The sequence below is a fragment of the Acidimicrobiales bacterium genome (genome assembly GCA_036270875.1).
Classification (GTDB): domain Bacteria; phylum Actinomycetota; class Acidimicrobiia; order Acidimicrobiales; family AC-9; genus AC-9.
In genome coordinates, this window is record DATBBR010000086.1 from 1 (window position 1) to 12230 (window position 12230).

Annotated in this window: 14 protein-coding genes; 10 read left to right on the plus strand and 4 right to left on the minus strand. The window is 69.3% G+C overall.

The features are described 5' to 3' along the window. The 3 genes from VH112_10025 to VH112_10035 form a co-directional block, all read right to left on the minus strand. The coding region (locus VH112_10025; protein ID HEX4540569.1) for a hypothetical protein at positions 1 to 747 on the minus strand (747 nt) is incomplete at its 3' end. After that, on the minus strand, positions 744 to 1265 hold the full coding sequence (locus tag VH112_10030) for a hypothetical protein (protein HEX4540570.1): 522 nt from the start codon (positions 1263 to 1265) through the stop codon (positions 744 to 746). The genes VH112_10030 and VH112_10025, both read right to left, overlap by 4 nt. A 122-nt stretch (positions 1266 to 1387) precedes the next feature. Continuing rightward, positions 1388 to 3031, minus strand: a complete 1644-nt coding sequence (locus tag VH112_10035; GenBank protein HEX4540571.1) for a methylmalonyl-CoA mutase family protein — start codon at positions 3029 to 3031, stop codon at positions 1388 to 1390. 53 nt (positions 3032 to 3084) lie between these two features. On the opposite strand from VH112_10035, the gene glpX reads away from it, so the two are divergent. Beyond that, complete coding sequence (gene glpX, locus VH112_10040; GenBank protein HEX4540572.1) at positions 3085 to 4080, plus strand: class II fructose-bisphosphatase; 996 nt, start codon at positions 3085 to 3087, stop codon at positions 4078 to 4080. A gap of 37 nt (positions 4081 to 4117) precedes the next feature. On the opposite strand, the gene VH112_10045 is transcribed toward glpX, so the two are convergent. After that, the gene (locus tag VH112_10045; protein ID HEX4540573.1) at positions 4118 to 5086 is read right to left on the minus strand and encodes a GNAT family N-acetyltransferase; all 969 of its coding nucleotides are present in this window, start codon (positions 5084 to 5086) and stop codon (positions 4118 to 4120) included. Positions 5087 to 5298: 212 nt separating this feature from the next. On the opposite strand from VH112_10045, the gene VH112_10050 reads away from it, so the two are divergent. From VH112_10050 to atpD, 9 genes are all read left to right on the plus strand, one after another. Continuing rightward, on the plus strand, positions 5299 to 5508 hold the full coding sequence (locus VH112_10050) for an AtpZ/AtpI family protein (protein HEX4540574.1): 210 nt from the start codon (positions 5299 to 5301) through the stop codon (positions 5506 to 5508). 20 nt (positions 5509 to 5528) lie between these two features. After that, positions 5529 to 5927, plus strand: a complete 399-nt coding sequence (locus VH112_10055; GenBank protein HEX4540575.1) for a hypothetical protein — start codon at positions 5529 to 5531, stop codon at positions 5925 to 5927. Beyond that, positions 5924 to 6670, plus strand: a complete 747-nt coding sequence (atpB, locus tag VH112_10060; protein ID HEX4540576.1) for a F0F1 ATP synthase subunit A — start codon at positions 5924 to 5926, stop codon at positions 6668 to 6670. Before VH112_10055 ends, atpB begins: the two co-directional genes overlap by 4 nt. A 142-nt stretch (positions 6671 to 6812) precedes the next feature. After that, complete coding sequence (gene atpE / locus VH112_10065) at positions 6813 to 7043, plus strand: ATP synthase F0 subunit C (GenBank protein ID HEX4540577.1); 231 nt, start codon at positions 6813 to 6815, stop codon at positions 7041 to 7043. 16 nt (positions 7044 to 7059) lie between these two features. After that, the gene (atpF, locus tag VH112_10070; GenBank protein HEX4540578.1) at positions 7060 to 7602 is read left to right on the plus strand and encodes a F0F1 ATP synthase subunit B; all 543 of its coding nucleotides are present in this window, start codon (positions 7060 to 7062) and stop codon (positions 7600 to 7602) included. Positions 7603 to 7626: 24 nt separating this feature from the next. Beyond that, positions 7627 to 8553 carry an ATP synthase F1 subunit delta gene (gene atpH, locus VH112_10075; protein ID HEX4540579.1) on the plus strand — a complete coding sequence of 309 codons (927 nt, stop codon included), beginning with the start codon at positions 7627 to 7629 and terminating at the stop codon, positions 8551 to 8553. After that, positions 8553 to 10214 carry a F0F1 ATP synthase subunit alpha gene (atpA, locus tag VH112_10080; GenBank protein HEX4540580.1) on the plus strand — a complete coding sequence of 554 codons (1662 nt, stop codon included), beginning with the start codon at positions 8553 to 8555 and terminating at the stop codon, positions 10212 to 10214. Before atpH ends, atpA begins: the two co-directional genes overlap by 1 nt. 4 nt (positions 10215 to 10218) lie before the next feature. After that, a complete protein-coding gene (gene atpG / locus VH112_10085) occupies positions 10219 to 11175 on the plus strand; it encodes an ATP synthase F1 subunit gamma (protein HEX4540581.1) in 957 nt (318 codons plus the stop codon). Continuing rightward, positions 11172 to 12230, plus strand: a 1059-nt coding sequence (atpD, locus tag VH112_10090; protein HEX4540582.1) for a F0F1 ATP synthase subunit beta, incomplete at its 3' end; no start/stop codon positions are given. The genes atpG and atpD, both read left to right, overlap by 4 nt.

Below are 12230 nucleotides of genomic sequence, written 5' to 3' on the forward strand. Positions count from 1 at the left end.
GGGATGGAGCTGGCGGAGGGCGGCAAAGGCGGCGACAAAAGTGGGTACGCGCTTGAACCCGGTGAGGCCTCCGAAGACGCCGAAGCCGAAATGAGAGGTCTCCCAGCCGAGCTCGGACCGGGCTCGTGCGGCCATCCCCGGGACGTCCGGCGTCGCCGCGCCGTGGTAGACGAGGTGTATCGGGACGGCTGGATGGCGCCGACGCAGCTCGTCGGCGAGCCACTCGCTGTGGACGATCGTGGCCAGGCTGGCCTCGACGATCCGGCGGGAGAACAGCAGCGAGATGCGGTCAGGGTGAGGGAGGCCGGCGCCTCGAACGGTTGGAATCCCCCTGGGCTGTCCCGTCACGGGGTCCGGAGGGAACCCCAACCTCAACCCTTCGCTCCAGAGGGCCTCCTCGACGAAGCCCGGTCGCCCCGAGAACCGCTCCGCGTAGAAGTCGAGGAGCGAAGCGTCGTGGTAGACGACGACTCCGGGTCTGAGCACCGCCCGGTCGTGGATCCAGCCGTGGAGGCTGTTGTTGCCGACCTGGTAGATATCGACGTCGACGTTCGCCGAGTCGTCGGCCAGCCAGTCGCCGACGCCGACGATCCTGACCCCGGGAGGCGCGCTCGCTTGACGGGCGACCTCGTCGCGGACGACGGCGACCATCTCCATGCGACGGGCCAGGACGCTCAGCAGCTCGAAGGAGTAGTCGGCGATGCCCGTCGGCTCCGGCGGGAGCGGAGTCCACATGGCCGCCCTCACGGGCGTGAGTTCGATTCCCGCGGTTCGTCGACGACGCGCTGCGTCGTCGCGCCGGGGTTGGCGGAGGCCGCGGCCAAGCCGGCGAGACGGTCCCCGATGTCGAGCAGCGATCGCGACAGATCGGCGGCCTGTCCTTCGAGGACCCCGGACCGAACCCGTTCAGAGCTCAGCAGCGAGCTCGCCCGGGCGATCTCCTGCTGCAGCTCGCCCAACTCGCCCCGCAGGACACGCAGCGCCTCGTCGTGTCGAGCGCCCACCTCGATGTGGAGCTGGGCCACCCGCAGACGGAGGTCGTCGACCACCTTGGCCCACGCAGCCGACTCGTCGGCAACATCGCCGAGGTGAGTGGTGATCCGCTCCAATGACATGACCAGCTCGTGGTTGAACTCGATCTGGCGATGGAGAAAGGCCCAGCACAGACGGATGACCACGCGCTTGAGGGTCCGAAGCCTCGTCCGCGGCAGCGGAAGGCCGAGGTCGGCCCGCTGTTCAAGCTCGTTCAGCGACTCACGCGACATCGGTGTCCCATGGTGTCGACAACAGACTACCTTTCCCGGAGACCTCGCCCGGGCGACGCCCCCACCAGCCCGGCGACGTGCCCGCCGGAGCACCTCGGCGTGAGGGCCGGGTGGGCGCTGGCTCAGATGACCGGGTCCTCGGTCCACCGCCCGAAGACGTCGGCCAGGGCGGCGACGATCTCGCCGACCGTGGCGTAGGCCCGCACCGCCTCCACCAAGGCGGGCATCAGGTTCACGTCGGATCTTCCGGCATCGGACGTGACGCGGGCCAGGGCCGCGACCACGCCGGCATCGGAGCGCGAGCTTCGCACCTTGGCCAGCCGCTCGAGCTGGCGCTGCTCGACCTCGGGGCCGATGTACAGAGTGGGGAGCAGCTCATCGTCGGCATCGGCGAAACGGTTCACGCCCACCACGACGCGCCGCCCCGAGCTGATCTTCTTCTCCAGCGTGTAGGCCGCCTCGGCGATCTCCCCCTGGAACCAACCGGTCTCGATTCCGGCGTGCACACCCTCGAGCATGGACCCCCCGCCCAGCTCGTCGAGGTGGGCGAAGACCGCCTCGGCCTGGCGCTCCAGCTCGTCGGTCATCTCCTCCACCAGGTACGAGCCCCCGAGCGGGTCGGCCACGTTGGCGACCCCGGTCTCGTGGGCGATCACCTGCTGGGTCCGCAGGGCGATTCGGGCCGCCTTCTCCGTAGGAAGGGCGAGCACCTCGTCCATGGAGTTCGTGTGCAGGCTCTGGGTCCCGCCGAGCACGCCGGCTAGGGCCTCGATGGCCGTGCGGACGATGTTCACCTCGGGCTGCTGGGCGGTGAGCGACACCCCCGCTGTCTGGGTGTGGAAGCGGCACCGCCACGAGCTCGGGTCCGTGGCGCCGTAGCGCTCGCGCATCCAGCGGGCCCAGATGCGCCTGGCCGCCCGGTACTTGCCGATCTCCTCGAAGAAGTCGATGTGGGCGTTGAAGAAGAACGAGAGACGAGGGGCGAAGGCGTCGACCGGAAGGCCCGAGCGGGCCGCCGCCTCGACGTAGGCGAAGCCGTTGGCCAGCGTGAACGCCAGCTCCTGGGTGGCCGTCGAGCCCGCTTCCCGGATGTGGTACCCAGACACCGACACGGGATGCCACCGCGGCATCTCGGCTGCGCAGAAGCTGATGCTGTCCACCACCAGACGCATGGACGGCCGGGGCGGGAAGATGAACTCCTTCTGGGCCTGGTACTCCTTCAAGATGTCGTTCTGGGTGGTGCCGCCGAGCCGCCCCCTCGGGACACCTCCCGACTCCGCCACGGCCAGGTACATGGCCAGGAGGATGCTGGCGGGCGAGTTAATCGTCATCGACGTGGTGACCTGGTCGAGGTCGATGCCGGCGAAGAGATCCTCCATGTCGGCGAGGGTGTCGACGGCGACACCGCACTTGCCGACCTCACCGACCGAGTGTGGATCGTCCGAGTCTCGACCCATGAGGGTGGGGAGGTCGAACGCGACCGACAGCCCGTCGCCGCCGGCCTCGAGGATGTCCCGGAACCTGGCGTTGGTGTCCTCGGCCGTGCCGAAGCCCGCGAACATGCGCATCGTCCACAGCTTCGACCGGTGCATCGACGCGTAGGGACCCCGGGTGTAGGGGTACACCCCTGGCCATTCGCCACCTTCGGGCCCGTAGGCGGGTTCGAGCGGGATCCCCGACATGGTCTCGAAATCGGCGTCTCGCAGTGGCGCCGACCGGTAGGCCCTCTCCCACTGTGCGCGTCCCGACTCCTCGCTGTCCCTCATGGCCCCCAGCCTACGGCGGCGAAGCGGGGCGCCCGCCGCTAGGGTCGCGGCGCATGAGCGCCGAGCCGCAGGCCCCGGATCGCAACCTGGCCATGGAGCTGGTACGGGTGACCGAGGCCGCCGCCATGGCGGCCGGCCGCTGGATGGGACGGGGCGACAAGAACGGCGCCGACCAGGCCGCCGTCAATGCCATGCGCGTCGTGTTGCAGACCGTCTCGATGGACGGCGTGGTAGTCATCGGCGAAGGGGAGAAGGACGAGGCCCCGATGCTCTACAACGGCGAGCGCATCGGGGACGGCACTCCTCCGCCCACCGATATCGCCGTGGATCCCATCGACGGCACCACGCCGACGGCGCTGGGCCGCGGCGGGGCCCTCGCCGTCATCGCGGTGAGCGAGCGGGGCAGCATGTTCAACCCGGGCCCGTGCGTGTACATGGAGAAGCTGGCAGTGGGCCCCGACGGGGCCGGCCACGTCGACCTCAACCGGTCGCCGGCCGACAACCTGCGGGCCGTGGCGGCGGCCAAGCGCACCAGCGTCGGAGACATCACGGCCGTCATCCTCGACCGCGACCGGCACAAGGATCTCATCGCCGAGGTGCGGCAGGCCGGAGCGCGCATCCGGCTCATCACCGACGGGGACGTGGCGGGGGCGATCTCGACCGCCTGGCAGGAATCGGGGGTCGACATCCTGCTCGGGATCGGGGGCACGCCCGAGGGGGTCATCGCCGCCGCCGCCCTCAAGTGCATGGGCGGCGAGCTCCAGGGCCGCCTGTGGCCGCGCAACGACGACGAGCGGCGAGCGGCCTTGGCCGCCGGCTACGACCTGGACGCGGTTCTCTCGACCGACGACCTCGTCCGCGGCGACAACTGCTTCTTCGCCGCGACCGGTGTCACCGATGGTGAGCTGCTCCGCGGCATCCGTTACACCAACACGGGGGCGCTCACCCAGTCGCTCGTCATGCGGTCGAAGTCGGGGACGGTTCGTCGGGTCGACGCCAGTCACCGTCTGCAGAAGCTGCGGGAGTTCAGCCAGATCTCCTTCGACTAGGCCTGCGTGGCTGAAGCGCGGGCGCGCAGCGCCTAGCTCAGCCGAGGCGGCGCTCCATCCGCACGAAATCCCGGCCCCACCGCCAGTCGGGCAGGGTGCCCGTCTCCACCCAACCCCGCGCCCGGTAGAAGTGCTCGGCCCGCCCACCCGCGACCGCACGCAGCCGACAGACTCGGCACCCGCTCGCGGCCGCAAGGGACTCCACTTCCGCCAGAACGTGCGACCCGACTCCCTGGGCGCGAGCATCCCGGTCGACGATCAGGCGTCGCAGCTCACACACCTCGCCCCTGACGGTGCCCTCGCCCAGGCCGACCACGGCCCCCTCGCGGCGGGCCGTGATCGCGAATGGAGCGTCCGGCTCCCACGAGGTGCCCACATCCCGACGGTCCTCATCCGCCCAGGCGGCGTCGGCCCAGCGGGTGACGAGCGGGTCGACGCCCGCGCTCACGGTCAGCTCGATCGGCAGGCCGCCCCGACCGACGACAGCCGGGACTCGGAATGCGGCGTCGGCAGCGACCGTCCACCGCCGCTGCGGACCCTCCTGCAGAAGATGGACCCGCTCGAAGCGGACCGACGTGCGGTAGGAGCTCAGAGCGGACACGGCGGCCTCGATCCTGCCCGGCGCGGCGTCGTCGGCAATGGTCACGTGGGGGACGAACGGCCACGTCAACGGCCGGGCCAGGGGAGCTCGGAAAACCCGGAGCCGGAGGTCCTCGACGGCCGCCACGTCGCCGTCCGCGGGCAGATGGACCACAGGGTTGTCGGGCCAGAAGGTGGCCGGCGGACCGAGGAGGAGGGTGAACGGCCTCGTCGCGGCGGCGGCCGCAGCCAGCACGTCCAGGGCGTCACGCAGGTCACGGTCGGCGACGTTCACCGGGGGAACGAGGGTCAGGTGGGCAGGAACGCGATCGAGGGCGGGGTCGCCCAGTGCCCGCCGGAGCCCGTCGATCTCCTCGGCCTGAGGGCTCGGGACGAGGAGGACCACCCCCAGGCGCATCCGCGGCATCACTCACGGTATCCCTGGCGGGGCCCTCATTTTGCCGAAACTCCGACCAGCTGAGAGGATTCCCGTGGTGCATCTCTCCCGGGATCGCACCGGTTCATGAGATGGCTTTATGCGGCGAGTACCTCTGAATAATCCCCGTCCCGAGAGCAACTCCGTTGGTGCCCGTAGCGTCCAGCCAGGTAGGCTGCACTGCGGCCTGGGGTCGCGTCCTTATGAGTCGCAAGCCATCTCCGAACCTGTGGACTCTGCTGGGGCTAGGTGCCACCAACGCGCTGTGTCTGGTCATCGGGCTGGGCATCGGATGGGGCATCGACAGCGCGCTCGACACCAAGCCAGTGTTCATCTTCGTGGGCATCGCCGCCGGCGTGGCCATGGGGGTCGCCGCCACGTGGGCCGAGATGCGCAAGTTCCTCCGCGACTGACCTCCGAAAGGCTGTAGACGGTGTTCGCCCAACTTCCGTTGATCGAGCTGAACGCGGTGCTGCGGCGGAGCTACATCGTCGCCGCCGCCATCGGCGCCGGGGGCCTCATCCTCACCTCCCTGCTGGGCTTTCCCCTCGTGGGCCTGGGTCTTATCGCCGGACTCGCCCTGGGCGCGGTGAACGGCCGGATGCAGCGGGTCTCGATGGCGCGCTATGTCGGCGATGCCGGCCCGCAGAAGAGCGTGTTCATGGCGTCGAGCCTGGTCCGCCTGGGCGCCATCACCGGGGTGGCGATCGTCGTCATCGTCTTCGCCCGCCAGGTCGGCTGGGGGATGGTCTTCGGACTCGCCCTGTTCCAGTTCGTCGTGCTGGCCAGCACGGCCAGGACGCTGCTCAAGTCGATGCGGAGCAGCCCGTGACACTGGTCCCGCTTTCGCTGCTCGCCGATGCCAGCAACATCGAGGTGGGCACCCACCGCACCGTGACGGTCGCCGGGCTGACCTTCAACGTCGACACGATCTGGGCGACCGCGCTGGCCGGCATCATCGTCGTCGGGGCGGGCCTCTACGTCCGACGTCGGATCACTAGCGGCGTGCCGAACCGGGTGCAGCTGCTCTGGGAGACCGTCGTCGGTGCCATCCAGAACCAGGTCGAGACCGGCATCGGCCCCACCGGGGCCCGCATCGTGCCTCTGGCCGTCACCCTCTTCTTCTTCATCCTCATCTGCAACTGGTTGGAGCTGGTCCCGACGGGCGGCGTCCACAACAACATCCCGGCCCCGACCGGCGACGTCAACCTCACCTACGCCATGGCGTTCTTCGTCATCGGGCTGGTCCACTTCTCCGGGATACGAGAGCGGGGATTTCGGGGCTACGTCCGCAAGTTCTTCCAGCCCAGCTGGCTGCTCGCGCCCATCAACGCCATCGAGGAGATCGCCAAGCCCTTCACGCTGGCCCTCCGACTGTTCGGCAACATCTTCGCCGGCGGCCTGATGCTGATCCTGATCGCCAGCCTCTTCCCCCTCGCGATCCTGTGGTTCCCCAACATCCTGTGGAAGCTCTTCGACGCGTTCATCGGCCTGATCCAGGCATTCATCTTCTCGCTGCTGACGATCCTCTACTTCGAGGAGGCGCTGCGCCCAGAAGGGGAGGGAGCGCACTGAGGACCAACACCTGGATGGCGGGCGCTGGCGCCCGGAAGCAGCTTCGACCGAACGGAGGAATTGGAAACAAATGGCAAGTGAAGACCTTCCCGTAATTCTCGCCGCCTCTGCCCAGAAGGGCACACCGCAATACGCGACCCAGCTGGCCGGGGCCATCATTGGCGCCGGACTGGCGATCGGCGGGGGCGCCATCGGCGCCGGCATCGGCGACGGCCTGGCGGGCAGCCAGACGATCGCCGGGGTTGCCCGGCAGCCCGAGACCCAGAGCCGGCTGTTCACGATCATGTTCCTGACCGTGGGCCTGGTGGAGGCCGCCTACTTCATCAACCTGGCCTTCGCCGCCCTGTTCATCTTCTCGCTGGCCAACCAGTAGGAGGCGAGGTGACCACATGTTGTTGGCAGCGTCGAACGGCAGCAGCAACAACTTCCTGCTCCCGAACATGACCTTCTTCGTCGAGCTGCTCGCCTTCCTCATCATCCTTGGCCTGATCGCCAAGTACATCCTCCCCCCGATCAAGCGCGCCATGGAGCAGCGCCAGGCCGAGATCGAGAGCGCCCTCGAGCAGGGCGAGGAGGCCAAGCGGCGATTGCTGGCCGCCGACCAGGAGTACCAGGCCAAGCTCGAAGCGGCCCGGCAGGAGGCCCGAGCCGTCATCGAGCGGTCCAATCGCATGGCAGAGCAGCTCCGCGAGGAGGCCCGCCACAAGGGCCAGGAGGAGTACGAGCGGGCGGTCGCCCGGGCCGAGGCGGACATCCAGCGGGCCACCGAGCGAGCCCGAGAGGAGCTGCGGCTCCAGGTGGCCGACCTGGTGATCGCAGCCGCCCAGCGGGTCATCGGTGAAGAACTGGATGCCGATCGGCACCGGGCCCTGATCGAGGAGGCCATCGCCAGCGTCAGTACCGGTGAGGCCGCCGGCGCCGGTCCCCGATGAGAGACGGCTCGTGAGGGACCACCGGTGAGGAATCTGGTCTGGGGCTACGCGAGCGCGGTGCTCGAGACCGCGCGCGACCGGGATCGGCTGGAGCAGGTCGGCAGCGAGCTGGCCGGCTTCGCCCGCGCCCTGGAGCGGGCGCCCGATCTGTTGAAAGTCCTGACGGACCCGGCCGTGCCCGTGCACACCCGCCGGGCCGTGGTGGAGGATCTCCTGTTGCCGCGCGTCAGCGGGGAGACGGTGCGGCTCGTCTCCTACGCCACAGCCGCCGAGCGGGCAACCGATCTGCCGTCGGTGGTCGACGAGCTGGCCCACCGGGTGGAAGCCGAGACAGGTGAGGCCGAGCCGCCGCTCGAGCCTCCCGCCGGCCGGTCGGCCATCAGGGAGCGCCTCCACGGCTACGCCACGGCGGTCTTCGAGGAGGTCGAGGCCGAAGGCGAGGCGGCCCTCGAGGAGTGCGAGGACGAGCTGTTCCGCCTGGCCCGGGTGATCGAGGGCTCCGACGAGCTGGGCTCGGTCGTGACCGATCCCGATGTGCCGGTGGTCACCCGCCTGGCCATCGTCGAGGACCTGCTGGCCGGCCGGGTCCAGCCCCTGACTCAGCGGCTCGTCCGCTACGCCGTTCGCACGGGACGGGGCCGGGACCTGGTGGCCACGCTGGACTGGCTGGTTGACCGGGCCGCGGCAGAGCGTAATCTCAAGGTGGCGGATGTGCGCGCCGCCGTCGACCTGGACGAGGACCAGAAGTCGCGACTGGCCGAGGCCCTCAGCCGGGTGGCCGGGCGTTCCGTCGAGGTTCGCGTGATCCCCGACCCGTCGCTGATCGCCGGCATGGTGGCGGTCGTTGGAGACCTGCTGGTGGACGGCAGTGTCCGCCACCGCCTCGAGCAGCTGAAGATCGACCTTTCGAAGCCGGACACGATGACTGGAACCACAGGAGAGCGCCGCTGATGGCCGAGCTCGCGATCAATTCCGCCGACATCGCCGCCGTGCTGCGCCGCCATCTCGAGGACGAGACCTTGGGCGTCACCACCGAGCAGGTGGGGCGTATCAGCGAGGTGGGCGACGGGATCGCCCGGGTCACGGGTCTGCCGGGGGCGGAGGTGAACGAGCTGCTCGAGTTCGAGGGCGGCGTCATGGGCCTGGCCCTCAACCTCGACGAAGAGTCGATCGGTGCCGTCGTCCTCGGCGAGGTCACCCACCTGGAGGAGGAGCAGCTGGTCCGCTCGACCGGCCGCATCCTGTCGGTGCCCGTCGGCGACGGGCTGCTCGGCCGGGTCGTCAACGCCCTCGGCGAGCCCATCGACGGCCGCGGCGCCGTCGCCAGCGACCAGTACCGCCGCCTCGAGATCCAGGCCCCCGGGATCGTCGACCGCCAGCCGGTCAATCAGCCCCTCCAGACCGGCATCAAGGCCATCGACTCGATGACCCCGATCGGCCGCGGGCAGCGGGAGCTGATCATCGGCGACCGCAAGACGGGCAAGACCTCCATCGCCGTGGACACGATCATCAACCAGCGCGGCCAGGGGGTGAAGTGCATCTACGTTGCGGTGGGCCAGAAGGGCTCGACCGTCGCCCAGACCGTCGCCACCCTCGAGGAGCACGGCGCCATGGAGTACACCGTGGTCGTCAACGCGCCCGCTTCTGATCCCGCGCCGTTCAAGTACCTCGCCCCCTACGCCGGGTGCGCCATGGGCATGCACTGGATGGAACACGGCGATGACGCCCTCATCGTCTACGACGACCTGTCCAAGCAGGCCGAGGCCTACCGGCAGATCTCATTGCTCCTGCGCCGGCCGCCGGGACGGGAGGCCTATCCCGGTGACGTCTTCTACTTGCACAGCCGGCTCCTGGAGCGGGCGGCCAAGCTCAATGACAAGCGAGGAGGCGGCTCGCTCACGGCGCTCCCCGTGATCGAGACCAAGGCCGGTGACATCTCGGCCTACATCCCGACCAACGTGATCTCGATCACCGACGGGCAGATCTTCCTCATCACCGAGCTGTTCTACGCGGGTGTACGACCGGCCATCGACGTCGGCATCTCGGTTTCCCGGGTCGGCGGTCAAGCTCAGGTCAAGGCCATGAAGGCCGTGGCCGGGACCTTGCGCCTCGATCTGGCCCAGTTCCGGGAGCTGGAGTCGTTCGCCACGTTCGGCTCGGAGCTTGACAAGGTGTCCCAGGCACAGCTGGACCGGGGTTACCGGCTGACCGAGATCCTCAAGCAGCCCCTCAACGCCCCGGTGCCCGTCGAGGAGCAGGTGGTCGCCATCTACGCAGGGTCCAACGGCTTCGTCGACGACATCCCCGTGACCGCGGTGCAGCGGTTCGAGCAGGAGCTCATCGCCTTCCTGCGGGGCCACGAATCGGGCGTGCTCGAGCAGATCCGCGAGAAGGGCACGCTGCCCGACGAGGAGACCCTGAACAAGGCCATCGCCGACTTCAAGGAAGGCTTCGATCCCGGCGTCGGGGACGAGACGATCGAGGGAAGCGACCGCTCGAGGACCGCCTCGAGCGGAGCCGGGCAGGGCGGCACCGCGGCTGACGAGCGCGACGGCGCCGGTGCCGACACGGCATCGCGCGACGCGGACTCCGAGCAGGCGGCGGGCCGCTAGCACCATGGCCGGCAGTCAGGAGCGTGTCCTCAGGCGACGGATCAGGAGCATCCAGTCGACCAGAAAGACCACGCGCGCCATGGAGCTGATCGCCGCCTCCCGCATCGTGCGGGCACAGCAGCGCATCGCCGGAGGGCGGCCCTACGTGGAGCGCATCGACTCGCTCGCGTCGGATCTCGTCGGCGCCCCTGGGACGGGGCACCACCGTCTCATCGAGCCGCCCGACCCGCTGCGGCGGGTGGCGCTGGTGGTGATCACCTCGGATCGAGGCCTGTGCGGCGCCTACAACACGCAGGTGCTCAGGACGGTCGAGCGGGTGCTGGCCGAGCACCGGTCGGAGGATCATGAGCGCATGCTGGTGACGGTGGGTCGGCGGGGCCTTAGCTACCTGCGGTTCCGGGGCTACGACATCGAGCACACCGTGCTGGGGATCACCGATCGGCCCACGTACCTGGATGCGCGGCAGGTCGCCGACCTGGTCGTGGGGCCGTTCGTGGACGGCGAGGTCGATCAGATCGAGCTCGTCTCCACCCGGTTCGTCTCCGCCGGCACCCAACGGGTGGAGCATCGTGTCGTCGTTCCCGTCCCCGCTCACCTCCGCACCGAGCCGGAGGCCGGCGGCGAGGCCGGGGGCGACACCGAGGGGCGGGTCGACTACGACGCCGAGCCCTCCGAGGAGGAGATCCTCGACCGTCTGCTGCCGAGCCTGATCGAGGCACAGCTGTTCCTGGCCCTGCTGGAAGCGTCGGCATCCGAGCACGCGTCACGACAGCGAGCCATGAAGGCCGCCACCGACAACGCCGACGACCTCGTCACCAACTTGCGGCGGGTCATGAACCGGGCCCGCCAGGACACCATCACGACCGAGATCATGGACATCGTCGGCGGAGCCGAGGCGCTGCGCCAGGTCGGCAACGGCCACGAGACCGAACCGCGCGAACCCAGGAGCACGACCACATGACCACCGTCAGCAACGAGACCGACGTCAAGCGGGCGGACGGCCGCGTCGTCGCCATCGCCGGGCCCGTCGTCGACGTGGAGTTCCCGCCCAACGCGCTTCCCGAGATCAACACTGCGGTCGACATGGATCTAGAGCTCGAAGGCGAGCGCATCACGGTGACTGCCGAGGTGGCCCAGCAGATCGGCGGCGGCCGGGTGCGCTGCATCTGCTTCAAGCCGACCGATGGCCTGGCCCGCGGGACGACGGTGCGCAACACGGGCCGCGGCGTCACCGTTCCGGTCGGGAGCGCCGTCCTCGGACACGTGTTCAACGTGGTCGGCCAGCCCCTCGACACCGATTCCATCGGTGAGCCCGAGGATCACTGGGAGATCCACCGCGAGCCGCCGCAGTTCGAGGACCTGGAGCCGAGCGTCCAGATGCTCGAGACCGGCATCAAGGTCATCGACCTGCTCGAACCCTACGTCCAGGGCGGCAAGATCGGCCTCTTCGGCGGGGCAGGCGTGGGCAAGACCGTTCTCATCCAGGAGATGATCTACCGGGTTGCCGAACAGCACGGCGGGGTCTCGGTCTTCGCCGGTGTCGGCGAGCGAACCCGTGAGGGAACCGACCTCTGGATCGAGATGCAGGAGACCGGTGTCATCGAGAAGACCGCCCTGGTCTACGGCCAGATGGACGAGCCTCCCGGCGTGCGCCTGAGGGTGGGGTTGTCGGCTCTGACCATGGCGGAGTACTTCCGCGATGTCAAGAACCAGGACGTGCTGCTGTTCGTCGACAACATCTTCCGCTTCGTCCAGGCGGGATCCGAGGTCTCCACCCTGCTCGGGCGGATGCCCTCGGCGGTCGGATACCAGCCCACCCTGGCCGACGAGATGGGCGAGCTCCAGGAGCGGATCACCTCGACCCGGGGTCACTCGATCACTTCCATGCAGGCCGTGTACGTGCCGGCCGACGACTACACCGACCCCGCCCCCTTCACCACCTTCACCCACCTCGACGCCACGACCAACCTGTCCCGGGACGTGTTCGCCAAGGGCATCTTCCCGGCCGTGGACCCG